Source organism: Cyclobacterium sediminis (genome assembly GCF_054781075.1).
The window spans coordinates 274314-300511 of sequence record NZ_BAAGVC010000010.1 but is presented as its reverse complement, the minus strand read 5'-3'; the positions used below and the strand labels follow the sequence as shown (position 1 = coordinate 300511).

The following is a 26198-nucleotide window of genomic DNA, read 5'->3' as shown; positions in this document are numbered from 1 at the left end:
CTAAAACGTAAACCATGAAACTTTTCCAATGTGGCCATTGCCGGCAGCTGACTTTTTTTGAAAACACCCATTGTAGTCATTGTCAGTCCTCATTGGGCTTTGACCCAAATAGTCTTGACCTGCTTGCTCTTGAGGAATCCAATGGCTATTTTACTACAAAGGATGAAGCCAAAGTAGCCTTTCGCTTCTGCGAAAATAATAAGTTAGATGCCTGCAACTGGTTGATTCCTTATGCCTCAAAAGACCGTTTTTGTAGGGCCTGTTCACTAAACCGAGTGATACCGGATTTGGTTAATCCTGCCTTTAGAAAAAGGTGGATTAAGATCGAACAAGCCAAGCACAGACTGGTTTATGCCTTATTGCGTTGGAATCTGCCCTTTTTTCCATGGGATGAATCCTCCGGGAAAGGGTTGGGCTTTGAGTTCAAGGCCAGTCAAAATCAGAAAAAGGTATTGACTGGACATGCTTCCGGAATTATTACCATGAACATTGCCGAGGCTGACGATGTAGAAAGGGCCATGGCTAGAAAACAAATGGACGAAGTATATAGGACCGTTTTGGGACATTTCAGACATGAAATCGGTCATTATTATTGGGAAGTATTGATCGCAGAAACGGAATGGCTGGAAAAATTCCGGTCTGTTTTTGGAGACGAAAGCATGTCCTACTCCGATGCGTTGGATACACATTACAGTAAGGGTGCTCCTGAAAACTGGCAGGAGAACTTTATTTCCTCATATGCCAGTGCACATCCCTGGGAAGATTGGGCGGAATCATGGGCGCATTACCTTCATATAGTGGATACTTTAGAGACAGCTTATGCTTTTGGATTGACTATAAACCCCAAATTAACAGGGATTCCTGATATTGTTTCCACTCAATTTACTAAGGATGCCTATGGCTATGTGGATTTTTCAATGCTTCTTAATCAATGGACTTCTTTGTCTTTGTCCTTAAATAGTTTAAATAGGAGCATGGGTCTACCGGATACCTACCCTTTTGTTATTTCAGCCCCGGTTAGCAAGAAATTGGCATTTATTCATAAACTTATTCATAGAAATAGGAATCAAGAAAAATAAATGATCCGGCTAGTTTAGTTGCATAGGAAAAGTAGGAATCGTCTATTGAATTATTAATGGCTTAATTTAATATAATTCTGCAATAGTTTCATTTTTCGCTTTTTATATGCGCTGAAGTAGTTCATTAAGATTTGTGTTTCTCACTTGTACCAAATGATGATCAATTCTCCATTTGTTGAAAGCCTCAGACTTCAAAGACGGATAAGCTTAGAGGCTTTTTTGCATTTGATAGTGGGGTTGAAACGCAAATGGTGGAGATAGGTAATCAAACAGGGCCGAAATTTTCTTTTCATATTAAGGCCCCAATGACCATAGGCGGAATTGGAGTTCAGCATGGATAAAATGATGCACCAAAATTTTGGATAAAAATTAATAAATGGGAGCAATTCCTTTGAAATAAGAAAGAAAGGCCTTAAAATATAAACTGACAAAGCATAAATTTAGACCATGAAATACCTTAAAATTTTTATTATTGTCCTTTTCAGTCTATTGTACGAAAAAGGATTGGCCCAAGAAAATTATTCTTTCGATATGCTGGGAAGACTAAAGACCTATTCTGCCAAGGAAATAGAATCTTCTAGGTGGTCTATAGGAGGCGAAACCTTAGATCGGGATTATGCTGATTACCATGCGTATAAAGGATACCTTGGTCCATCAGGAGCAAAGCGTATCCGACTACAAGGAGGATGGGCAAAATGTGAACAAATAAAAGGAGTTTATGATTTTGAATGGTTGGATCAAATAATTGATGATGCTTTGTCCCAAGGTGTGCAACCATGGCTGCAGGTTTCCTATGGTAATCCCATTTATGAAGGTGGTGGAGATGCCGCTTTAGCCGGAGGAATACCCACCTCAAAAGAGGCGTTGGAAGCATGGGATCAGTGGGTTGAAGCCATGGTTTATCGGTATAAGGACAAAGTTAATGAATGGGAAATATGGAATGAACCGGATATCAGTAAAAAAATGTCAGCCGAGGAGTTTGCTGCTTTTCATGTTCGTACTGGGGATATTATCAAAAGTATCCAACCGGATTCTAAAATCATTGCCCTAGGCCTTGCAGGTTTGAGTAGGACAGAATATGTAAAGTCAATTCTGGATATTTTAAAGGCTAAAAACAAATTGGATCAATTTGATGTGCTTTCATTTCATGGTTATAATTCTGTGCCGGAGAGATCCTATTCGGCAGTAGCTAAATTAAGAGAACTTGTTAGCTCCTTTGACCCTGAAATTGAACTTTGGCAGGGAGAAAATGGTGCACCCAGTACTCCCAAAGGCCAATCTGTTGGGGCGATGACGAAATATGACTGGTCTGAAATTTCACAGGCCAAATGGGTGCTGAGAAGGATGCTTGGCGACATGGGCCACGGCGTAGATGTTACGAGTGTATTTCAGATTTCAGACATGCATTATGCCATGGGCGACCATCTGGAAGGCCTCAATTCAAAGGGTCTTTTGAAAGTGGCCTCGGATGGAAGTATAGAAAAACCAAAAATATCCTATAAAGCCTTCCAAAATACGGTGAGTGTATTTTCAGGAGAAATTAGCAAAATCGAAAAAGCTGAAGTTTTAAAAGAGGTAAATGATTTGGTCGTTTTTTCTTACACAAAAAAGGGTGTGAGGGGTACAGCCATCACGGTATGGATAGGAGGTGAGAAACCTGAGGATCTAATGGATACCGAATTGGTGAACTTTACCATAACACATACCAAAATCAAAAATCCTGTATTCCTGAACCTTATGGATGGGAATGTTTATGAACTCGACGAAGATCATTACGCTAAAAATGGTAAAGTATTATCCTTCCAAAATATACCCATTGGTGATTGGCCTGTGGTAATTTTAGATAAGGATTGGTTGGAATTAGCTAAGAATTAGTGTGTTAATTCCTTTTTTTATGGTTTGTCCAAGTGTCTCTGGTGCTTCTTCCAAGTAGAAACCTGGCATTTTTTTCGCCACTACTCAGAAAAATGCCAGGTTTCTCAGGAAACATTTGAAATTCCTCAACCGACTTTCTGTTAATAGCACCATCCATGATTTTACTTCTCGGTCCTTCTGCCTCATAGATCCCAAACAACCGCTATGGGTAAGTACCTTTACTATTCATAAAACTTTACCTGCCGGTCCTTAGATTAAATTGGTTGTACCCCCTTCTTTTAAATTTATGTCCATGCCTCTTTTATTGGTTTTCCAAGCACCTGAGGTAAAGTCAGGGACCTTCATTGTTTTGCCTTGTTGGGCTACTGATTGCTCACTCAAAGGAGTGACGGCAGTCCACAAGGCTGCATCATACACATCCATTTCCAATGGTAGGCCATTTCGAAGACAATCAATCAATCGCCAATCACTGGCCGTAACCCTTTCATAGCCTCTGCTTCCTTTTATGCCACCAGCCTGGGTTACTTTTTCATTAAATTTTTTGGTGATATTGGGTGTGTATTTTTCTACCAGTGCTTTGAATTCACTTTCTTCCATATACTCCTCACTAACCGCTATTCTCGGCGGTCTTGCTTCATAAATACCTTTAGAACCACTGATCAATTGGAATCTGGAACCTGGCCGTGGTGAGCTGATATCATGTTGCAACATGATTGTTCTTCCTTTATAGGTTCGGATAAGAGTAGTATTCATGTTTCCACGGAATTTCAGTCCATCATAAGGATCAAAATAAGGATCTTTTTCTGCCAGTTCTTTCATTTTAGGCGCCATGGTAAAATCACCGCTGGAAATGGATACCAAATACTCCATCTGATCTCCGTAATTAAGATCCATCATCTGAGCGACGGGGCCAAGTCCATGTTGAGGATAAAGGTTGCCATTCCTGCCTACATTTTCCTTTAAGCGCCAAGGTCGGTAGCCAAACCAATTGTCGGCATCTCTTTCCCATCTGTCCGGTCCATTTACCCTATCATGAACATAATTACCTTCTCCATGAACCAAATCACCAAAGAAGCCTTCTCTTACCATATTTAGAACAGTGGCAGACATGCCGTCGTGACAAGAACCACAGCCCATAAAGCAATGCTTTTTTGTTCTTTCCGAAGTTTCCACCACCTGCCAGCATTCTTCCAGCGAAATACCTACCGGCAATTCAGTATAAACATGTTTGTCTCTTTCCATGGCATAAACGGCTATGGGCGCATGAAATTTCCAAGGGGTAGCAATGTAAATCAGGTCTATATCATTGCGGTCACACAATGCTTTGTAAGCTTCTTCACCATCTGTATAGGTGTCTGGGTTATGTCCATAACCTTCTATTGTTTTAAGTGCTTTTTCAATATTTCCGGGAAGAATATCGCATAAGGCTATAATGTCTACATTTGCTATGCTTGCAAAACGGTTTAATGTACCTGAACCTCGACTACCTATACCAATTAATCCCATTCGTACCCTGTCCATTTTGGGTGCCGCATAACCATGCATATTGAAAGATTGTCTGTGTAGCAGTTTTTTTTGAGTTTCAGCTTGTGCCCTGCTAGCACCTACAACGATACCGGCACCCGCCATACCTACAACTTTGATAAATTCTCTGCGATTATTTTTCATTTTTATAGTGGTTAAAATAATTTTTGAAAATTGGAATGATAAAGGTGATTCCTTCTGTCAAATAAATTTCTTCCAATGCCCTAATCCCTTTACTATATAGTCAATACGAGAGAAATAATGAAAGAATATTCTAAAAATAGTAACGGAAACGTTATCGGAGCTTCAGTGAAAAATAAAAAAGCCCGACTTGAATATTAGCACGAATTTCAGGGCTTAGGAAATTAAGCGTTCATCAAGTAAACCTATAAATGAACGCTGACTTCTATTGTGGCAGTACTTAATAAAATAAGGAAAATTGAATTACTTGATGGAGTTAAGTAGTAGGTGACTTTCTAAGTCAAACTAGTATTCTGATACAATTGATACATGGCCAGGCAGGCTTCCCCTCGAAGTACTGCGGATGCTTTTTCCCTTTTGTTATACAACCAAGAGTCTGCGTTTAGATGTAAGCCCCCTGATTTATTAAGGGATTGAATAAGTTTATCAATGGTAGAAATTGATACGGTTTCAACAGACTTGCCCGGTTTGCCGGCAGAAAGATCTTTTGGCATTTTGGGCATGTTTCGTAGAATACTTAGCCATAGTGTATAATCTTGGAAAGATAGTTTTTCCTTTGTTCTGGCCATATAGGAGTCAAAAAATCCTTTGGTACCCCAAAATTGTACTGCATCAAATGCCTTGTCCGACCGGTCAATGTCTTTAAAGTAAGTTAATATCTGACGGTTCTTAATTAGAATGTCCTGGAGCTGTAACACAGGTACATCCTTTATGTCAACCTTTAATTTTCTGGACAAGTGAGCCGCAATGCCGGCAACTTGCCCGATTCCCATCCATAAAGGTTCCATTCTAACGGTTGAATAGGAAACATGTGTTGTGGAGGCCGCTAAGGGGACAATTAGCCCCTGAACTTTTTCAGGAACCAAGATTCTATAGGGTATTTGGTAAGGAGATATTTCATACATCCCTATATAGCCTTCCAAAACCTTATTGTCCTTAGATGGGACCTTAGAAACAGGAAAACTATCTATAGGAAATTCACCCGTGATAATGGTGTCTTCAAAAACTGTCGTTCTTTGAGCCTCCCCATTCAGGGTAACATCATTTTCTGTAAGGGTATATTTTCCTTTTAGTCGCCTGGCCTCACGGATATACAATTGCCAGGGGAAGTGGTCGTTGTCCGTAAATTCATCCTTTGGCAGATGGTATTTCATGGCCAGATTTCGCTGTTCTTCCGGGATTTCCGGATCATTCTGAACAAAATAAATCAGGCCTAAGGTTAGTTCTCTATGGTGCTGAAATATTCTTTCTCTGTTTTCCCATTTGGATCCGGGATAAGCATAATTTTCTCCAACAAATGGAAAACCCAAAGGCCTTGGGTTTATATTTACATCGTATTTATTATTAGGGATTTCCGTAAATGAAAATACCCGTACCATGGTATCAAAGTGGTCTGCATAATAACCATGCCCTTCTTTGAAAACCTTAGGGGCGCTTAATCTCCCTTCCTCTAAATCCTTGAAGTAAGCTACATAATTGTTTCTGTCATACCCTGAAGGAGGCTCAGAAAGCACATAGCTGTTTTCAGGATCATCCGTCATGCAAAGTCTATAAGTATAGGCCGGCAACCTGTCATCTCCATCTCCGGTTCCTCCTTCCAAAAACTTCTTTTCGTTGAAATCAAAAAATATATGCCCTGCATGTTTTTCTCCAAATTCTTCTTTTCCTTCCCTTCCCAAACGATAACCTGCCCCGGCAAGGGCAAAAACATCACCCTCGTAGGTGGCATCTATAAATACTTGAGCTTTAAGAAATTTGTTCTCACCTGTTTTTCTATCTATAAATCCAAGCCTAGAGATTTTCCCAGAATTTAATTCAGCCTCTTCCAATTGATAATTGAACAATATTTTGATATTCTTCTCCTCAGCTATCATTTGGTTGAATACCAATTCGGCAACGGATGGTTCATAATAATAGCCTTCCTTGCAGCGCTTGACATTATCGGAATTTTCCCCATATTTATCGATATAGTATTGCAGTACTTTTTCTGTAAATTCTTTAAAAAGTCCTGCTATGGCTTCCTTGTTTTCTATATCGCTTTTCCCCAATCCACTTGTGGACATTCCCCCAAGATGTGAATGGTAGGCTGTAAGCATTACATTGGAACCCATTCTGGCGGCTGCAATAGCCGCCATTATTCCTGCAGGAGTACCACCGACCACAGCAATATCAGTGATATCTTCTATTTTGGAACCTGAATTTTGATTCATGCAGGAGACAGTCAGTCCGCTTCCTGAAATTAAGGTGCTTAATGCACCTATTCTTATAAAATTTCTTCTTTTCATGATTTTATCGGAGCTTTTGGAAAACCTGTTTTTTAACTTATAAGGGGAGGAGCCAATTTTCACCTTGCTAATTTAAAGTAGGCATTTCCAGTTTGTCCAGGTCTGAAATTTTGATCTTTAAAACTTCGATTTTTTGTTTAGCAGATCCGGCAAATGCAACAAGCAAGTGACCATCATGCTCAATTACATGGGGATAATCAATATGGCGCCCACCGGTGAGGTAACCCATTTTTGTAAACACCATTCCATCCTCACTTATTGACAAGGCAAGTGGATCTCTTCTTTTAGGATGTGGGTTGGATACCAGCACATACCTGCCATCACTTAACCTTAAACCATTAAATTTTGACCTGGCATCAGGAAAGTTAGTCCGTACAGGATTGCTCCAGGTCCTTCCATTGTCTATGGAAAATGCCCTGTATAGGTAACCGCTTTTTCTATTGTCTCGAAAAAGAGCCATCAGATTTTTACCGTCAGGCAGGATCCACCAATAGGGTTCTTCCGGGTCCATATCAGCTGTGGATCCCATGACCGGGTAAGACTCCCATTGGTCAAAACCTTTTGTCCCACCGAGAAGAAATTCAATGCCACTTTCCTTATAGTCATAGGCTCTTCTAGACATCAACCAATCTCCGGATGGGAGCAATTTTGGAGGGAAATTATTGATTGCATTTTTATAGACAAGTCCTTTTTCTTCCCATGATTTGGAAGCCTTGTTCCACTTGAACGCCCTTAATTCCAAACTTGGACCAAAAAAACCAGCCGCTTCGTCAAGAGATGCCAAGGCGAGAAGCTCTCCCTCCCTTTTCCAGAAGCCTCGTGAAATCCAACGCATTCCCTGTTCCGTTCTGGTATTGTAATGAGTTGATTCAGGTCCCGAACCTTCAGGGTAAGGCGTAAGGAAATCAGGATCAGTCCAATTAAGGCCATCGGGGCTGGTGGCATATTTTACTACCTGACCCACTCTGTCTTCTACCCCGGGACCATCACTCCACATTAACCAATATTGGTTGTCATAAAATGTAAGGTAGGAATGCTGATTAACGCCACCACTCTCTTTGGCTTTATCAAAACTTTTATGCTCAATGCCAGACGTTACATCACTTACTACCACATGTTTAGATGGTATTTTAGGGAGATTGTCAAAATCTATGTCATGCGGATGTCCAAACCAATCCCCTGTAAGCATTAAATTTGAGCTGGGGTTGATTGCTGGATCCGGGTAATCTTCAATAGAGGTTTGTTCTTTACTTTGGGTGCAAGCGGTAATTTGTGAAAACAAAAGTGCGATAAATATTAATCCTAGGACTGATGATTTTGTGCTCGTGTACATGCTTTGTTGGGCAAAAATTATTGTTTGTTAATTGATACTATTAATTCAATAGATTAGGTTTATTAGAGGGTTATCCCATATCTATTGAATGTTAATCGTACAAAATAGCCAATTTATTTTTATTAGGCTTGATTTATTGTTTTACTGGTAATAATAAGTGCCAAAATTTGAATTTCATTTGAAAAAATTTCGGGAAAGCAGGTGGGTATATATGAAGTTTTGGAGCATATTCAACATGCCGTGCTTGCCATTAATAAAAGCGTTGAGTAAAAGGGGAAAAATAATTTATGCCTTAATATTGCTTGGTTTATTTGTCGATAACAGTTTTGTTTTATGGAGAGAAAAGTGATAAAAAGACAATTTTTCAGGTATCCTTCACGCTTCACAACTTCTTTTGAAGCACCAATATCATTTAGCATAATATCAAGTTTTTTTTATTATTTATCAATAGGGTTTTAGTTGGTGTAGAATTTTTCGGGTACGCACCCTATAATATTTTATAAACTTAAGTAATAATTTATTTAATTTTGAAAAATACGTAAATACATAGTAAAAATATTTATTTTATCTTTTAATCAAAAAAATAATTTTTTAATGGGGTTGTTTTTCATCTTTTTTTGCTCTTCTTTTAAAGAGGATACCATCAACCTTTACCACTAACTAGAAATGAAATCAATAATTAAAAAGAATAATTATTCAGTTCAGCCTAAGGTGTCATCTTTTCATATGGAACCTCCTGAATCAATTAAAGAGAAACCTGACAGAGAGGTATGGAAAGCTTTTGATAATGGAGATGAATTGGCATTTAATTTAATTTACCGCAGCCATGTCAAAAGGATGTATCATTATGGTTCACAAATAACCAAAGATACGGAGCTGATAAAAGATTGCATACAAAATATTTTTATTAGCCTAAGAAGAAAAAGAGGTGCTTTGGGAGAGGTTGTATGCATTAGGGCATACTTGTTTAAAATTTTAACAAGGGAAATAGTAAAAAATTTAAAAGCTGAAAAACTATCGGAGCTCAGGTTTGAAGAAATAAAGGACCAATTTTTCCCGATATCTATTTGTCCTGAATCTATAATGATTCAAAGAGAAAAAGAGATGGCCAACAAAGAGCTGGTAAGAGAAGCATTAGGTCAATTAACAAGCAGGCAGCGGCAAGCCATTTTGCTTTTGTATGAAGAGGGAATGAGCTATAAAGAAGTAGCTGATACAATGGGGTTTAATGAGGTTAAAACAGCAAGAAAAATTGTGTATAGAGCAATGGCTAGCCTTAAAGAGATTCTTGGTGGTCAGGAAATTAAACCTAAAGAGTGATTGTAATCCAATGAGGTACAAAGATTTTGAATTAGTAGATTTTCTTGCAGATGAATTTTTTATCCTTTGGGTAAAGAATCCGGACAAGAATACCCAACATTTTTGGGAAAAATGGCTAATAGAGCATCCTGAAAAACGGGAGATTGTGATGAAGGCCATTTCCATTATACGAGGGGTTAGTTATAAAGAAGGGGAGCACTTAAGTGATTCGGCTTACATAGATATTTTTGAAAATATAATAAGTGCAGATAAAGAAAAAGGGAAGCTTGGAAGGGGGTTTTTAAATTCTGACAAGAACAACAATATTAAAAACATTGCAGCTATTTTAATTTTCGGATTTTGTGCATGGATGGGTTACTACCATACTTTTCTATATTCAGAACCTGCTCCTGTATCAAACAAAACTTTTGTGATTAAACGAAGCACTCCCATAGGTAGTCGCTCCCTTATTACTTTGGCAGATAGTAGTAAAGTGCACCTCAATTCATCAAGTGAGATCAGTTACCCTTCAGATTTAGCTACCTCCAATCGCTGGGTAGAATTAAAAGGAGAAGGGTTCTTTGAAATAAAGAAAAACGGTAAACCATTTACGGTTTTAATTGGAGGTACCAAAATAGAAGTTTTGGGGACTTCATTCAATGTGAAAGTGGAGGAAAATAAATTGTCCGTTGCCTTGATGACTGGGAAGGTTATGGTTAAGGATCAGAAAGGCAACCAGGTCTCTTTATACCCTGACGAAATGTTGGTCATGGAGAAAAGTGGGGATTTGTATAAAAGTGATTTTGATACACTTAAAGTAACAGGTTGGAAAGACAATGTACTCGTATTTGATTCTGACAATTTTGAAAATTGCAGGAAAAAAATTGAGGCTTGGTATGGCGTAGAAATCATTCTAAAAGGTGAAATCAGAAAAAGTTGGGTCTACTCCGGAACTTATATCAATGAATCGCTCGAAAATGTATTGCGAGGGGTAAATATCACGTCCGGTTTAAAATTTAAAATTGAAAACAGAAAAGTAGAAATGTTCAATTAACAAAAACATCATGGCATACATCGATACCAGTTAAAAGCAAATCGCAGGGCCTATTCTGGGGGGAATAAGACCCTGCTTTGAGTAGCCTTCCTTTAATTGAAGGGAGGCAATAGTTAAGTCGTCTAAAACTTAAACCATACAATATTATGAATAAATATATACTGAGACAACTTATTATGGTGTCCAAAAGATTATTTTATGGCTTTGCCATCCAATTGATTTTCTGCACAGTGTTGATGGCCAACACGGGCAATGCTCAGCGAAAATCAATTGATGAGGTCAAAGTGTCGCTTGACTTAAAAGAAAAAACCTTGTTGCGGTTTTTTAAAAATATAGAATCTAAAACTGATTTTAAGTTTACCTATAATGATGATCAAATCAGTCTCAATCAAAGAGTAACGGTCAGTCAAAAAAACATTTCGGTTTATAAGATTCTTGAAAATATTGCCAGGCAAACACAGCTGAATTTTACTCAAGTAAATAACAATATTCATGTTAGAAATAGCCATAGAGAAAATAGTAATAAAGTAGATGTTGCTGAGCTTGCCGATATACAGATCAGTGGGAAAATTGTAGATCAAGAGGGAGAGCCTTTACCGGGTGTAACCATTGCCATCCCAGGCACCACAATAGGGACAGCGTCCGATATAGATGGCAATTATTCTTTGACAGTGCCTGAAGGCTCAACTTTGGTTTTTTCTTTCATTGGTTTTCAGTCCCAACGTATTGAAGTAGGCCAACAAACAATCATCAATATCACTTTGGAGGAAGAAATGGGATCTTTGGATGAGGTAGTGGTTACCGGCTTCGGCACACAAAAGAAAGAAAACCTTACCGGGGCAGTATCCAGTGTTAGTAAAGAGGTTTTAGAAAACCGGCCCATTACCAATATTGGACAAGGTCTTCAAGGTCAGATATCCAACCTAAATATCACGCAAAATACAGGTACTCCGGGAGCGGGAGCTACTTTTAATGTTCGAGGTTTTACTTCTATTAATGGGGGATCACCTTTGATTTTGGTCAACAACGTTCCTATGGATGTAAACTTGATCAACCCCAATGATATCGAAAGCATTTCTGTACTTAAAGATGCTGCTTCAGCTGCTATCTATGGAGCCAGAGCAGCTTATGGGGTGATTTTAATTACAACCAAATCGGGAAGTAAGAATGACAAACCGGCTATCTCACTTTCCTTCAATACAGCTGTAAATACACCGGTAGTGAAATTTGAAACCATGGATGCAATGGAGCGAATGAACTACATGAATACTGCAAATATTGCAAGAAATGGTGTGCCTTACTATCAGTTTACTGATATATATCAGGATAAAATAATTGCCCACTATAATGATCCCAGTCAACCTACTGCATTTCCTGATCCTCAAAATCCCAATGTTTGGTTGATGAGTGGCAATACAAACTGGGCCGAAGAACTGATGAGAGACAGCTATCCTATGAGTCAGTATACAGCGAGCATTACCGGTGGAGACGACAGGTTCGATTATTATACTTCCTTAAATTACTTATATCAAGAAGGTATCAATAGGCAGTTTGATGAGAAATACAAGCGGTACAATTTTATGACTAATCTGAATTATAAAATTACAGATTGGGCCAAAATAGGAACCAAGATTTCCATGAACAACAGCAACCATATTTATCCACCAAACAATTCTACCAATCATTTTCCGGAAGGCAATAGCCCCTTTCAGTGGCATCAATGGGCCAACTGGCCGGTTTATTTTCCTGATGGTAATTATGCCTCAGGTGGTTCGGTACCTAATACCGTTCAGTTTTACAATGAGGCAGGCCATAGGAAAAGAGAAATTCAAGATACTTGGATAACCGGATCTTTACAGTTGACCCCTATAAAAAATACCACCATAAATTTTGAATATACTTCCAATATTAAAAATACTGAGGAGGAGGAATATTGGAAAAAACTGCCAATGTACTTTGTAGATGGGTCCGTAAGTGGTTATTATCCTTTTACAAACCCCAGCCAAGTAACCAAAAGTAACTACAATGACAAATATTATGTGCTCAATGCCTATGCGGATTATGCGAACGTTTTTGGAAAGCACGATATAAAAATAATGGGTGGTTTTAACCAGGAAAATCTTGATTCCAGGTATTTCTATTCGAAAAGGGAAAACTTAACGGTGGAATCCATACCATTTATGAATTTGGCTTATGGAGAGCGTTATGTAGGCGATGCGGCTTCACAATATGCCATCAGAGGTGCTTTTACAAGGTTAAATTACAATTACGATGGGAGGTATCTTTTGGAATTTAATGGACGTTATGACGGCTCATCTAAATTCCCCAAAGCCGACAGATTTGCCTTTTTCCCTTCTCTTTCCTTAGGATGGAGGGTAGATAATGAAGCGTTTTTCGGTGACCTAAAAAATACTTTTGACATGTTAAAAGTAAGGCTGTCTTACGGGAATTTAGGTAATCAAAATGTGCCCGGAAATTATCCCTACATCGCTACTTTTAGTGCAAGTACAGTAAATTATATATTAAATGAAGACAGGCCACTCACGGTATATGCACCAGGTTTGGTTAGTCCTACTTTAACTTGGGAAACCGTAACCCAAAGAAACTTTGGTCTGGACTTTAGTCTTTTTCAAAATAGGTTGACAACCTCCTTCGATGTTTACCGAAGAGATACCAAAAACATGCTGACCAGGTCCCAAACACTTCCTGCTGTCCTTGCTGAAACAGAGCCCAGAGAAAATGCGGCTGACTTGAAAACTTCAGGTTGGGACATGACCATAGGTTGGCGGCAACAAAGCAATGAGATGAGATGGGGTGTAAACCTGATTTTGTCTGATTACACTTCAGAAATAACCCGATTTAGCAATCCTGTTGGGTTAATATCGGATTATTATGTTGGCAAGCAGATTGGCGAAATTTGGGGCTATACCACCACAGGTATTGCTCAATCAGATGCCGAAGCGCAGGAGTTGGATCACAGTAACCTAGTAGGGATAGAAAGAAAAGCCGGTGATCTATTGTTTGCTGATTTGGACAATGATGGGAAAATATCTCCCGGAAACGGCACCTTAGATAACCCCGGCGACAGGAGGATAATTGGCAATAATACGCCTAGATACAGTTTTGGTGTGAAGACGGATATACAGTGGAAGAATTTTGATCTGGATGTGTTTTTCCAAGGCGTAGCCAAACGTGATGTGTGGCTTAGCAATAATTTCTGGCTTGGTGGCTATACCAGTGAGTGGAATGCCCACAATAAATTACTTTCAGATTTCTGGACTCCTGAAAATCCTGATGCCTATTTCCCCAGACCTATGGTTTCAGGTGGTTCAGATGTTACTGCAGTTCAAACCAGGTTTCTTCAAAATGCCTCTTATCTCAGGCTGAAACAGTTGACATTGGGTTATACAATTCCTAAAGCTTTGACTCAAAGGGTTAAGATGGAGATGGTAAGGGTTTATGTTTCCGGAAATAATATTTGGGAAGTAACGGGCATTCACGAGTACAAGAATTTATCTGACCCGGAAATGAATGGGGCCCAGTATTACCCAATTTACCGCTCATTTTCTTTAGGTGCTAATATCAATTTCTAAATCATACTGTCGTGAAAAAGATAACTATATATATTTCCGTTTTGTTTCTTGTAGTAACCACTGCCTGCAACGATGAATATTTGGAGCGGTATCCCTTAGATCAAATTAGTGATGCCCAATTTTGGACTTCCTCCACTGATATTGAGCTTTATGCCAACCAATTTTATATTGATTTGAGAGATCCTCAAGTTAACTGGAGAAAAGATGACAAATCGGACAACAATGCCCCGGGGGATAGAAATACCTATGTCTGGGGTGAATACGTAATTCCTGCTACTGGTGGAGGCTGGGGCAAAAGTGATTGGCAGCCAATTAGGCGATGTAACTATGCCTTAGCCAGAATTGCTGAAATGGAGAAAGATGCCTTGGTTTTAAGATATGAAGGAGAAATAAGGTTTTTTAAATCCTTCTACTACCAAAAAATGATTGAACGTTTTGGTGATGTCCCTTGGTATGAAGAGGATTTACAAACTGATTCTGAAGGGCTTGTTAAGCCTAGAGATTCTAGAAAGGTAGTCTTTGAAAATATGCTCAATGATTTGGATTTTGCCATTGAAAATCTTCCCGAAGAATCCGGTGAGAATAGATTGACCAAATATGTTGCCCTTACTTTCAAAGCCGAAGCTTGTCTCTTTGAAGGGACTTTCAGGAAATACCATGGACTAGGTGATCATGAAGCAATTTTGGCTGAATCTGCTGCAGCAGCCGAAGCCGTTATAAACTCTGGGCTTTTTAGTCTCTATTCAACTGGGAATCCCAATCAAGATTACTTTGATCTTTTTGTTCAATACAATCTTACAGGAAACCCGGAAGCTATCTTTTTTCAAAGATTTATTGAAGGAATCCGAATGCATAATAACGTAAGGTCTTTGGGTGAACCACATACTGGATATACCAAAGATTTTGTGCAATCCTATTTGAGTAAGGATGGACTGCCTATAGCCCTTAGCTCTTTATACCAAGGGGATCAAAATTTTGAAGATGAGTTTGTCGACAGGGATCCAAGGATGAAACAATCTATCTATGTACCCGATCGTCCCTACAGGATTTACTCTGACGGCAGCATTGACTACCGTACCATGCCTGAATTTGATAATAACTATGTGACCACAAGTTATTATATTACTAAAGGGTACTCACCTTATGAAGTAGATAGGTTACAAAATCAATCCACCATAGATGTATTTACTTACCGGTATGGTAAGTTATTGGTTACCTATGCGGAAGCCAAGGCTGAACTGGGAGAAGCCACACAAGAGGTGTTGGATAATAGCATCAATTTATTGAGAGACAGGGTAGGGATGCCTCATTTAGAGGTGAATGTAGGTTTTGAAGATCCAAATTGGCCCGACTGGGAGGTGCCTGTAACTCCTTTGATCAACGAAATTCGAAGAGAGCGAAGAATTGAAACAGCAGGAGAGGGAACCCGCTGGGAAGACCTTGTCAGGTGGAAAGCGGGCAAGCTGTTAGAAAATCCACTGACTTATGTGGGTGCAGTAGATCCGGAAACTGGTGAGTACCGCGTGATCTATCCCGGTAATACCAGAACATGGGACGATAAATTATATTTATACCCTATACCTGTCCAAGAACTTTCATTGAACCCTCAACTCACTCAAAATCCTGGTTGGGAGTAAGTAGAGATTAAATTAATACGATTAATATCACAGTGTGGCAATAGCTGCTTTAGTATTTGCCACACTGTTCTCTGAAATAAACCAAGCCTAAAAATGATTTGTTTGAAACAATGCTTCAGCCTACTTTTTTTATCCATTTTCTCCTTCCAAAATTATGCTCAATCTGACAATGACGAAAACCTTAAAGTTGGTTGGTCTACTGTTGACATTACACCTGATAAACCGGTCTTGGTGGCAGGACAATTTCATGCGAGACTATCAGAAGGGGTATTGGATCCTGTGACCGCTACCATTCTTGCGTTAGAGTCAGGGGAAGGAACAAATTCAGAGAAAACGATATGGATAAGTTGTGACCTGGTGGGAATAAGTGATGGAATGAGAGCTACAGCCAATTTGAGGGATGAAATAAGAACTAGAGTTGTCAAAGCTATACCTTCAATCAAGCCGGATCAAATCATTGTAAATGCTACCCATACCCATGCAGCACCTTATGTGGCATCCACTGCTGCTGTTGAAGCTATTTATGGGGTAAGTTTGGAGCAAATGGCCAATGGTAAGCCGGCCATGTCTCCTGCAACCTATATATCTTTTGCAGCAGATAAAATAGCGGAAGGAGTTTTTGATGCTTGGGGAAAAAGAAAACCAGGGGGAATGAGTTTTGGCCTCGGGCATGCTGTGGTGGGATTAAATAGGCTTCAAGCCCTTAAACATGGGAAATCACGCATGTATGGCAATACCAATTCATCTGAATTTAGCCATATAGAAGGGCATGAAGACCATAGCCTAAACCTGATGTATTTTTGGGACCTAAATAAACAACTTACTGGTGTTATAATTAATGTAGCGGCACCTTCTCAGGTTAGTGAACATTCCTATAAGTTATCGGCAGATTTTTGGCATGACACCAAAGTTGCCTTGAGAAAAAGTTTAGGAGATTCCATCTATGTATTGGCGCAAGCAAGTGCTGCAGGAGATCAATCGCCGCATGTAATGGTGGGGTCAAATGCAGAAGAAAGAATGCAACAACTCTTGGGATTTGGTGAAGAGGGAACCGGCAGGGGTAGTCTTGCACAGCGTAAGCAAATTGCCAAGCGTATAGCTGACGAAGTGATCGATTTATTTCCTGTCATGAAGGCCAATATTGAATGGCAGCCGGAGTTCAAACATGAAATGAAATTGGTACCCCTTTCAAGGAGGTTACTTAGTCCGGAAGATGTAGCTGAAGCCACCGAGGAGGCCAAAAGCTGGCAGGCTGAATATGATAGATTAAAAGCTGAGGTGCGCGACAATCCGGTAATGATTGAAACCCCAAGGTGGTACAAGGATATTACCATTAGCTACAGCAAGCTAAGAAGAGGTTTGGTGGTTGCGGAAAGGTATGAATTGGAAAAAGTTCAACCTAAAATGCCCATTGAAGTGCATGTGCTTAGGATTGGGGATGCTGTTTTTGCGACCAACCCATTTGAGCTGTATTTGGATTATGGGATGCAAATGAAGGCGCAGAGTCCGGCAATCCAGACTTTTATTGTACAACTTACAGGTTCAGGTTCTTATCTGCCAACCAAGCGTTCTATCAAAGGCGGTGCTTATGGGGCTGTTCCTGCGAGTACACTTATAGGTCCCAAAGGTGGAGATGAATTGGTAGCCGAAACACTTAATATCATAAACACCATGTGGTAAAATTTCATCTACCACTTTAATCAGAAAAGTTTCAGCCATGGATATAATTTATGGCTTCGTATAAAAACGAGCTTTTCTGAACGATTAAAATATTAATTTATGATTATGGAAAAATATATACCAATTAATTATCAAGTTTTAAGCGTAAAGAACAAGCTTTTATTTACCATTTTTTTCTACCTAGTAATTACTGCTTTTCAACTCAAGCCCAATGTTACTTTTGGACAAAACTTATACATAGGTGCAGCCACTGTGGACATTACACCGAAACTTCCTGTGGCAGTAGATGGTCAAATGACAGTCCGGATTGCGGAAGTGGCAGAAACACCCTTAACAGCCAATGTCATTGTTCTAGAATCCAGAGGTGAAAATACTACAGTAATTGTTTCCTGTGATATGGTCACCGTTCCTATAGCATTAAAAGAAATGATCCAGAAGGAGGTTAAAAAAAGCTTGCCTGTATTGGATACAAAAAAGATCATAATTAACGCTACGCATACCCATACAGGTGGCGTTGTGAGAGACAATCGATACAACATTCCTGAAGGAGTTACCCAAGTAAAGGATTATTTGGAATTTGTATCCGACCGGGTAGCCAAAACCATTGTTACAGCTTATAATCAGCGAGAGCGAGGTAGCGTGTCTTGGGGCATTAGTCATGCAAAAGTCGCCTACAATAGACGAGCAGTATATGAAGATGGTACAGCTAAAATGTATGGAAATACTGCTCAATCAAATTTCATTAAAGTTGAGGGCTATGAAGATCAAGCCATTCAATCCTTGTTTTTTTGGAACAATAAAGGAGAATTTGTAGCCACATGTATCAATGTGCCAAGTCCGGCGCAAATTGTAGAAAATAGATCTACAATCAATGCTGACTACTGGCACCCTGTACGAGAAGGCCTTAAAGAAAAATATGGCCGCCAATTGGTAGTGGCCGGCTGGATAGGAGCAGCAGGTGACCAAACGCCTAGACCTCGATATGATGAATTTGCAGAGTGGAGAATGATCGCTTTGCGCAATGAAAAAAAGAGTCCTGATTTCGCTACCCATACCGGAGGAGTTAATTTCAGGAATGAATATCACTTGAAAGAAATTGCCGCAAGAATATTTCGTGCAGTAGATGAAACCTATGAAACGGTTAAAATTGACAAGCATAAATTGCCTATAATGAAACATGAGGTGAACAATATAGAACTTCCAATGCGGGTGGTAACAGAAACAGAATACAATCATGCGCTAAAAATGAGGAATGAGGACTTGAATGATCCTGAGCGGGCTCAAGTATTCAGCCGAAGAATTGTTTGGTACAATAAGGTCCTGGACCGGTATGCTGTCCAACAATCGAACCCCCAACCCATGTATCCTGTGGAACTTCATGCGCTGCGAATAGGGGACGTTGTGATTTGTACCAATCCCTTTGAGTTGTTTACTGAATACGGAATACAAATGAAAGCCAGGAGTAAGGCTTTACAAACTTTTGTGGTGCAATTGGTGGGGCCTGGAAATTATTTGGCTACCAAGGAAGCTGTAGCAGGAGGACATTACTCTGCCATCGTTGAGAGCAATGAAGTAGGACCTGAAGGAGGTCAAATTCTGGTAAACTGGACCGTTTCCATGATTGATAAATTGTGGCCATAAGATTGGAATTAGATATGATTCGAAAGTTGAATGAAATAGAACTGCTGTAAATATGATGAGAGAAGGATATATAAAAACAATTGTACTAACATGCTTCTGCCTTTTGGTAATGAGCCCTATAATGGCCTCCCAACTTTATATTGGGGCCCGAACAGTAGATATTACCCCAAAACTGCCTGTGGCTGTTACCGGCCAATTTCATCTTCGAATAGCTGAGGTTGCTGAAACCCCTTTGGTTGCAACTGTGATGGTGCTCGAAACCAAAGGTGAAGATGGAGAGCAAGCCATTATGGTTTCATGTGATGCACTGTATATTCCTAAAGATCTTATAGGCCTGGTAAGGCAGCATGTAAAAAAACAAATACCTGAGATTGATGAAACCAAAATTTTCCTCAATGCAACCCATACCCACACTGCACCAGTATTGGCTTTGGAAGGAGAGTATTTGATTCCTAAATCCGGGGTCACTCAAGTTAAAGATTACCGCAATTTCTTCGTGGAAAAAGTGAGTGCAGCCATAGTGGAAGCATGGAAAGAAAGGGCTCCCGGATCTGTGGCTTGGGGAATGGGTTATGCGGTGGCAGGTTATAATAGACGAATTGTCTATGCAGATGGGACCTCCGGAATGAGCAGTAAAACCAATTTACGGGAGTTTAGAAGCTTTGAAGGCTCAGAGGATCACAATGTCAACACCTTGTTTTTGTGGGATGAAAAAGGTAAGCTAATATCCATAGTAGTTGGCGTGGCAAGTCCTTCCCAAGAGGTAGAAGGCCGCCATGCTGTCAATGCCGATTATTGGCATCCGGTTAGGGAAGGCCTTAAAGCTAAGTATGGAAAAGAGGTTAATATTTTAGGCTGGGCAGCAGCTGCAGGAGACATCACACCCCATATGAGATATAGAAAAGCTGCCGATGATCGGATGCGAAACCTCAGAAACCTTAGTAGAACAGAAGAATTGGCACGAAGAATAATTCTGGCGGTAGATGAATCCTATGATGCTGTAGCTTCAGAAAGACATTCCGTCTTGGAATTTAGACATCATGTGGAAGAATTGTCTTTGCCTGAGCGATGGGTCACTGAAAAAAACTATTTGGAAGCCAAAGCTTTTGTTCAAAATGCCAAAGAGCAAATTGCCGAGGATCCTAAAGCTGCTGACGCACTATATCGAATGATGAATTGGCAGGAAAGAACGGTAAAACGCTATGAGAAGCAATTGGAAAACCCCAAGCCATTGTATCCCATGGACTTGCATGTCATCCGCTTGGGGGATATAGCTATTTGTACGAATGAGTTTGAACTGTTTTCGGATTTTGGCATGCGAATAATGGCCAGAAGTAAAGCTTTGCAAACTTTTGTAATTCAGCTTGCTGGAAGTTCAGATTGGGGTTCTTATCTACCGACACAGCGTGCTGTAAATGGTGGCGCTTATAGTGCAGTCATCCATAGCAATATAGTAGGACCTGAAGGAGGTCAGGTCTTGGTAGACAGGACAGTGGAGTTGATTGATCAATTATGGGACAAAGAAGTTAAATAATAAACAATAACATTATGGTGAGATTATGTGTGTTACTGGCCATGACCTTTTGGTTGATTGTGCCTTTGCAAGCCAATGATTTATACCTGGGAGCTGCTACAGCAGATATTAGTCCAAAATTACCTGTGGCACTTATGGGACAGTTTCATATGAGAATTGCAGAAACGGCAGACACTCCTTTGTATGCTGGAATAGTAGCCATCGAATCAAGAGATGGTCAGACTGGATTAGATACCGCAGTTTTTGTTTCCTGTGACTTGGTATATATTTCTGCCCGGTTGAGGCAGGAGCTTAGGGAGGAGGTAGCCAAACGAATTCCCGGTTTTAATGTAAATAAAATTATTGTAAGTGCTACGCATACCCATACAGCTCCGGTCTTGGAAGACGATTTGGAAGAGTCTTCATTTATCTATCCCATTCCGGATGAAGGCGTAACCAAGGTGAAAGATTATCGGGCTTTATTTGTAAGAAATGTGACAGCTGCCATAGTTGAGGCTTGGGAAAATCGAAGCAAGGGAAGTGTTACCTGGGGAATGGACCGTGCGGCAGTAGGATACAATCGACGAACGGTCTATAAGGATGGGACCAGTGTAATGTATGGGAATACAAATAAAGAGGAATTTCAAAACCTTGAAGGCTATGAAGACCATGATATGAATGCCTTATTTTTCTGGAACGAAGCTGATGAATTACTAGCCATGAGTGTGGATGTGGCCTGTCCGGCCCAAGAGTTCGAGCATAAAACCACCGTCAATGCAGATTATTGGCACCCGGTTAGGGAAAAACTGAAAGCCCGTTTTGGTAATGAGATAAGTATTCTGGGGTGGATAGGTGCAGCAGGAGACCAATCCCCACATAGTATGTATAGAAAAGCCGGCTTGGCCAGAATGCAGGAACTTGCTCAAAAGACCCGGATGGATGACATTGCCGAACGCATCATAAGGGCAGTGGAAAATACCTATGAAATTGTAAAAAATGACCGGCATACCAATGTGGCTTTTCACCATAAAATGGAAAACCTTGAACTACCGATGCGTATCATTACAGAGGAAGAATACATAGCTTCTGAAAAAGTGGTAAAAGATTGTCAGGATCAAATAGCTGCTGATCCCCCCAAGGCCCCTTTGCTTTATGCCAAAATGACTTGGTTTGGGGATGTTTTAAAACGGTACGAAGCACAACAAAAAAATCCTGAAGCTACCTACACTTCAGAGATTCACGTGTTGCGAATTGGTGATGCAGCAATCGCCACCAATCAATTTGAACTGTTTACTGATTATGGTATTCGCATTCAGGCCAGAAGCAAGGCCATACAAACTTTTGTTATCCAGTTGGCTGGTCCGGGCACTTATTTACCTACCGAAAAGGCCATTGCAGGTGGAGGATACAGTGCAGTCTGTCAAAGCAATATAGTGGGGGCAGAAGGAGGACAATTGTTGGTAGACAGAACTGTGGAAATTATCGATAAGTTTTGGGAAGAAGAGGGCCAAGTCCATATCAATCAAAAATTATAAAGCATCAATAATAGTAAGGATATTAGTTAATAGAGAATGAATAATATAAAAATCAGTCAGATCATTATTTTTTTATACCTCTTAGGAGTTTGTTTTTTACAATCATGTGGAGAAAAAAGCAGTGAACCGTCAAGTAAAGGCTCAGTTTCTCCCGAAAATGCAGTGGCTACTTTTGAACTGGCTCCGGGCTTTCAAATGGAGATAATAGCCCACGAACCCTTGGTTATGGATCCTGTGGACATGGAAATTGATGAATTTGGGAGATTGTATGTAGTGGAGATGCCCGGGTATCCGATTGACAAAAGTGGCTCCGGTAGAATTGTACTCCTTTCAGATACCGATTCGGATGGGGTAATGGACAAGCGTACCGTTTTTGCAGACCAATTGGTTTTGCCTAATGGTATCATGCGGTGGAAAAATGGCGTCTTGATAACGGATGCACCGGATGTCTTGTACCTTGAAGATACCGATGGTGATGGCGTTGCGGATATAAAAGAAGTGATAATGACAGGTTTCTCTCTATCCAACCCCCATGTGAATGTAAATAATCCCATTTATGGATTGGACAACTGGATACATTTATCCCATCTAGGGCATATTGGCACAAGGAAATACGAAGAAGAGTTTGGAGATAAAGGATCAAACATCGTTTTCCCCATTCAGCCGGAAAGTTCAGTCTTACCCAAAAATGCCAATGGCCATTCGGTTAGGTTTAAACCGAATACTCATGTGGCAGAATTGGCCTCTACTCGTTCCCAGTTTGGGCATACTTTTGACCGTTGGGGTAGGTATTTACTGACACACAATCAAAACCACATTTACCATGAAGTAATTGCTGCCCCATACCTTTCCAGAAATCCGGGATTGCTTGTTTCTAATGCCAGTGAATCTATTTCTGATCATGGCAAGGAAACAGAAGTTTTTCAAATTACCACAAATCCTGATCGTCAGCTTTTTACTCCTGTAGGATTGACAACCTCTTCTAGCGGCTTGACGGCCTACTTGGGCGGTGCCTTTCCGGAACCTTTTGAGAATGCTGTCTTTGTTGCTGAATCTGTAAGCAACCTAGTTCATGTGGATATTTTAAAAGAAAAAGGAGCCACATTTATTGCTGAAAGATTACGAGAAAATAAGGAGTTTCTGGCTTCTAAAGATTCTTGGTCCAGGCCTGTAAATATGTACGTAGGTCCTGATGGTGCACTGTATGTGCTGGATTATTATCGTAGGATTATAGAACATCCCGAATGGATGTCTGATGAAGCCGTGGCTGCAGGTGGCTTGTATGATGGTGTGGAAATGGGAAGAATATATCGGATAAGTCCAACAGGTTTTGGCAAAGCCGATTGGACTTCGGGCTTGGATTTTGGTGCTGAGCGCCCCAAGGAATGGGTGAAGTACCTGGCACATAAAAACCATTGGTGGAGAAATCATGCCCAAAGGCTTATAGTCACAGCCGAAAACCTGGAGGTGATACCTGAATTGGAAAAAATGGCTACCAATCAAGAATCTGCAGAAGGTCGATTGCATGCATTATGGACTATGGAAGGCTTGAAAAGCTTGAGAACAGATCTGATTATTCAAGGCTTAAATGACTCTGAAGCGGGAGTTAGAGAAAATGCCATTAAGCTTGCTGAAATGCATCTCAATGAGTCAAATGATTTAGTGGAGGCATTGCTCAATCTAAATACAGATCCCAATCCAAGAGTTAGATTTCAATTGCTCTGTACATTGGGTTTTATTGAAACAGAAGAAGCAGGGCAGGTTGCCGAAGAATTGTTGTTTCATGACCTTTCTGATGAGTGGGTACAAATCGCAGCATTGTCTGCCTCTACATCCCAGAATACAACATTAATAAAAACAGTACTAGATCGCTTTGATAAAAATGTACCTGCTTATGGTAGTTTGGTTCGCAGATTAACAGCCATGGTTACAGCCAATGAGAATGAAGGGGAAGCAGAAAAATTGCTTCAGTCAGCCCTCAAATTATCGGAAAACAGAGGTTGGGAAGCATCTGTATTATATGGAATAGCTGATGGAGTCAAGAGAAATGAGGAGAATGAGAAAGCGCTAACAGCCTATATGGATAAAGTAGTACTTGCCTTTTTTGATCACCCAAATGCAGGACTTAGAAAATCTGCATTGAACTTGATCAAAACCTTAGATTTCAAAGACGAGAAATTGCTTAAATCCAGCATGGACAAAGCCATGATCATTGCTTCAGATCAGTCCATTCCAGAAGACCGAAGAGCAGAAGCTTTAAGGTTTTTACCAGAGGGAGATGTAAGCCCTTATGCCGATCAATTGAAAGCAATGATTGCTACTACTGAACCGATTGTGTTGCAAATCGCAGCGATGCAAGCCCTTGGCAATATCAAAGGAACAAGTGTACCTGAATATCTTCTTAGCAAATGGAATTCTCTGACACCTGAAATAAGAGATGTCGCCTTGGGAACCTTTATGAGCGAATCCGATCGGGTCAAACTATTGCTTGAGGCGTTAAAAGATGGAAAAATTCCCACAGTAGCGATTGGCTGGAAAATGAGGGTTAGGCTTATGAACAATGGAGATGAGGCCACTCGAAATTTTGCAAGAGAACTACTGACTAAGGATGAAGGAGAGGAGATCAATAAAAAGTACCAAAAGGCCCTGGAAATAAATGGTGACCCTATTGCAGGAAAATCAGTCTACATAGAAAATTGCGCCCTTTGTCATCAGTTTAGAGGGAAAGGTGGAGTGGCTTTTGGGCCTGATCTAGGTACCTTGCACAATTGGCATCCAAAAGATCTTATGGCCAATATTTTGGACCCTAATTTGTCTATTGCTCCAGGTTTTGACTTATGGGAAGTGACTCTTAAAAACGGAGAAACTATTCAAGGAATGATTATGAATGAAACTTCAGCGGCAATAAGCCTTAGGATTTCTCCGGGAATAGAACAAGCTATAAATCGCCAAGATATTGAAGCCATAAAGGGGATGAATATGTCCCTTATGCCCGGATTGTCAGCTCAGCTTGATCAACAAAAAATTGCTGACCTGATGGCTTTTATAAGAAATGCTGAATAAAGAAAATTTTTATACATCAATAGCAAATAGAAGAATATGTTAAAAAAATATTGGGTGTTTATTGCTTTGCCAATACTGTTTCTTGGTTTGGCAAGTGTGGTGAAAAGGCCTTTGTATGAAGCATCAGTCATTAAAAGTGATTGGAATATAGGTGTAGCCTTGTATTCCTTCAATCGGTTTCCTTTTTCTGCCACTTTGGAAAAGGCGAAAACAACCGGAGCGAAATATGTAGAAGGTTTTGATTTTCATAAGTTGGGTGGAGACTTTGGCGATAAAACCATGTCAGACCTCAGCCCTTCAGATGCAATGGCAGTAAGGAAACTTTTGAAAACCAATGGGTTGAAAATGAAATCCATGTATGTTGGTAAAGCAAATGACAGGGATAGCTGGCAAAGAGCTTTTGAGTTGGCCAAGTCCCTGAAAATTAAATACCTGGTAGCTGAACCCAAAAGAGAAAATTGGGACATGGTGGATAAACTTGCCGAAGCATACAAAATCAAAATAGCCTTGCACCAACATTCAAAGGAGGCAGGAAGTATTTATTGGCATCCGGACTCGGTACTTTCAGCCATAAAAAACCACCCTAATTTCGGAGCATGTGGAGATTTGGGGCATTGGACCAGAAGTGGTCTAGATGCCGTGGAAAGCCTTAAGAAGCTGGAAGGTCATCTGATAAGTATACATCTCAAAGATCTTGATGCTTCCACCCAGTCTGCTAAGGATGTGAAGGTAGGTGAAGGGGTAATTGACTTTGAAGCTGTAGTTCATGAGCTAAAAAGGCAACAATTTGATGGGGAAGTTTATGTGGAATGTGAACACAAAATGGAGGATAATCTTGAAGATGTCCTCCATGCTGTCAAGTATTTTGGCAACCTGACTCCTTGAT

15 protein-coding genes are annotated in these 26198 nt (G+C 40.1%); 12 read left to right on the top strand and 3 right to left on the bottom strand.

The features are described 5' to 3' along the window. Nucleotides 1-14: 14 nt before the first annotated feature. Nucleotides 15-1079: a zinc-binding metallopeptidase family protein gene (locus tag ACYVHJ_RS12595; protein ID WP_460515280.1), complete on the top strand. Its 1065-nt coding sequence runs from the start codon at nt 15-17 to the stop codon at nt 1077-1079. Nucleotides 1080-1526: 447 nt separating this feature from the next. Continuing rightward, nucleotides 1527-2954, top strand: coding sequence for a glycoside hydrolase family protein (locus ACYVHJ_RS12590; RefSeq protein ID WP_460515277.1), 1428 nt, complete (start codon nt 1527-1529; stop codon nt 2952-2954). 249 nt (nt 2955-3203) lie between these two features. On the opposite strand, the gene ACYVHJ_RS12585 is transcribed toward ACYVHJ_RS12590, so the two are convergent. The 3 genes from ACYVHJ_RS12585 to ACYVHJ_RS12575 form a co-directional block, all read right to left on the bottom strand. Further along, nucleotides 3204-4622: a Gfo/Idh/MocA family protein gene (locus tag ACYVHJ_RS12585; protein ID WP_460515275.1), complete on the bottom strand. Its 1419-nt coding sequence runs from the start codon at nt 4620-4622 to the stop codon at nt 3204-3206. 332 nt (nt 4623-4954) lie between these two features. Then, complete coding sequence (locus ACYVHJ_RS12580; RefSeq protein WP_460515273.1) at nt 4955-6964, bottom strand: FAD-dependent oxidoreductase; 2010 nt, start codon at nt 6962-6964, stop codon at nt 4955-4957. 67 nt (nt 6965-7031) lie between these two features. Further along, nucleotides 7032-8297 (bottom strand): exo-alpha-sialidase, encoded by a 1266-nt coding sequence (locus ACYVHJ_RS12575; RefSeq protein ID WP_460515270.1) that lies wholly within the window; start codon nt 8295-8297, stop codon nt 7032-7034. A gap of 666 nt (nt 8298-8963) precedes the next feature. On the opposite strand from ACYVHJ_RS12575, the gene ACYVHJ_RS12570 reads away from it, so the two are divergent. The 10 genes from ACYVHJ_RS12570 (at nt 8964) to ACYVHJ_RS12525 (ending at nt 26197) form a co-directional block, all read left to right on the top strand. Further along, a complete protein-coding gene (locus ACYVHJ_RS12570) occupies nt 8964-9617 on the top strand; it encodes an RNA polymerase sigma factor (protein WP_460515268.1) in 654 nt (217 codons plus the stop codon). Nucleotides 9618-9627: 10 nt separating this feature from the next. Beyond that, nucleotides 9628-10650 (top strand): FecR family protein, encoded by a 1023-nt coding sequence (locus ACYVHJ_RS12565; protein WP_460515266.1) that lies wholly within the window; start codon nt 9628-9630, stop codon nt 10648-10650. A 146-nt stretch (nt 10651-10796) separates the two neighbouring features. After that, the gene (locus ACYVHJ_RS12560; protein WP_460515264.1) at nt 10797-14243 is read left to right on the top strand and encodes a TonB-dependent receptor; all 3447 of its coding nucleotides are present in this window, start codon (nt 10797-10799) and stop codon (nt 14241-14243) included. An 11-nt stretch (nt 14244-14254) separates the two neighbouring features. Next, a complete protein-coding gene (locus ACYVHJ_RS12555; protein ID WP_303614456.1) occupies nt 14255-15880 on the top strand; it encodes a RagB/SusD family nutrient uptake outer membrane protein in 1626 nt (541 codons plus the stop codon). Nucleotides 15881-15973: 93 nt separating this feature from the next. Beyond that, nucleotides 15974-17560, top strand: a complete 1587-nt coding sequence (locus tag ACYVHJ_RS12550; protein WP_460515262.1) for a hypothetical protein — start codon at nt 15974-15976, stop codon at nt 17558-17560. A gap of 105 nt (nt 17561-17665) precedes the next feature. Further along, on the top strand, nt 17666-19201 hold the full coding sequence (locus ACYVHJ_RS12545) for a hypothetical protein (protein WP_460515260.1): 1536 nt from the start codon (nt 17666-17668) through the stop codon (nt 19199-19201). A gap of 109 nt (nt 19202-19310) precedes the next feature. Further along, a complete protein-coding gene (locus ACYVHJ_RS12540; protein ID WP_460515258.1) occupies nt 19311-20735 on the top strand; it encodes a hypothetical protein in 1425 nt (474 codons plus the stop codon). 14 nt (nt 20736-20749) lie between these two features. After that, complete coding sequence (locus tag ACYVHJ_RS12535; RefSeq protein WP_460515256.1) at nt 20750-22249, top strand: hypothetical protein; 1500 nt, start codon at nt 20750-20752, stop codon at nt 22247-22249. A gap of 36 nt (nt 22250-22285) precedes the next feature. Further along, nucleotides 22286-25312: a PVC-type heme-binding CxxCH protein gene (locus ACYVHJ_RS12530; protein WP_460515254.1), complete on the top strand. Its 3027-nt coding sequence runs from the start codon at nt 22286-22288 to the stop codon at nt 25310-25312. 36 nt (nt 25313-25348) lie between these two features. After that, nucleotides 25349-26197, top strand: a complete 849-nt coding sequence (locus ACYVHJ_RS12525) for a sugar phosphate isomerase/epimerase family protein (protein ID WP_460515252.1) — start codon at nt 25349-25351, stop codon at nt 26195-26197. Nucleotide 26198 lies beyond the last annotated feature (1 nt).

Bases quoted from the DNA above. Each gene is read 5' to 3' on its own strand.
- ACYVHJ_RS12595 (WP_460515280.1), top strand. From the start codon at position 15: ATGAAACTTTTCCAATGTGGCCATTGCCGGCAGCTGACTTTTTTTGAA.
- ACYVHJ_RS12590 (WP_460515277.1), top strand. From the start codon at position 1,527: ATGAAATACCTTAAAATTTTTATTATTGTCCTTTTCAGTCTATTGTAC.
- ACYVHJ_RS12585 (WP_460515275.1), bottom strand. From the start codon at position 4,622: ATGAAAAATAATCGCAGAGAATTTATCAAAGTTGTAGGTATGGCGGGT.
- ACYVHJ_RS12580 (WP_460515273.1), bottom strand. From the start codon at position 6,964: ATGAAAAGAAGAAATTTTATAAGAATAGGTGCATTAAGCACCTTAATT.
- ACYVHJ_RS12575 (WP_460515270.1), bottom strand. From the start codon at position 8,297: ATGTACACGAGCACAAAATCATCAGTCCTAGGATTAATATTTATCGCA.
- ACYVHJ_RS12570 (WP_460515268.1), top strand. From the start codon at position 8,964: ATGAAATCAATAATTAAAAAGAATAATTATTCAGTTCAGCCTAAGGTG.
- ACYVHJ_RS12565 (WP_460515266.1), top strand. From the start codon at position 9,628: ATGAGGTACAAAGATTTTGAATTAGTAGATTTTCTTGCAGATGAATTT.
- ACYVHJ_RS12560 (WP_460515264.1), top strand. From the start codon at position 10,797: ATGAATAAATATATACTGAGACAACTTATTATGGTGTCCAAAAGATTA.
- ACYVHJ_RS12550 (WP_460515262.1), top strand. From the start codon at position 15,974: ATGATTTGTTTGAAACAATGCTTCAGCCTACTTTTTTTATCCATTTTC.
- ACYVHJ_RS12545 (WP_460515260.1), top strand. From the start codon at position 17,666: ATGGAAAAATATATACCAATTAATTATCAAGTTTTAAGCGTAAAGAAC.
- ACYVHJ_RS12540 (WP_460515258.1), top strand. From the start codon at position 19,311: ATGAGCCCTATAATGGCCTCCCAACTTTATATTGGGGCCCGAACAGTA.
- ACYVHJ_RS12535 (WP_460515256.1), top strand. From the start codon at position 20,750: ATGGTGAGATTATGTGTGTTACTGGCCATGACCTTTTGGTTGATTGTG.
- ACYVHJ_RS12530 (WP_460515254.1), top strand. From the start codon at position 22,286: ATGAATAATATAAAAATCAGTCAGATCATTATTTTTTTATACCTCTTA.
- ACYVHJ_RS12525 (WP_460515252.1), top strand. From the start codon at position 25,349: ATGTTAAAAAAATATTGGGTGTTTATTGCTTTGCCAATACTGTTTCTT.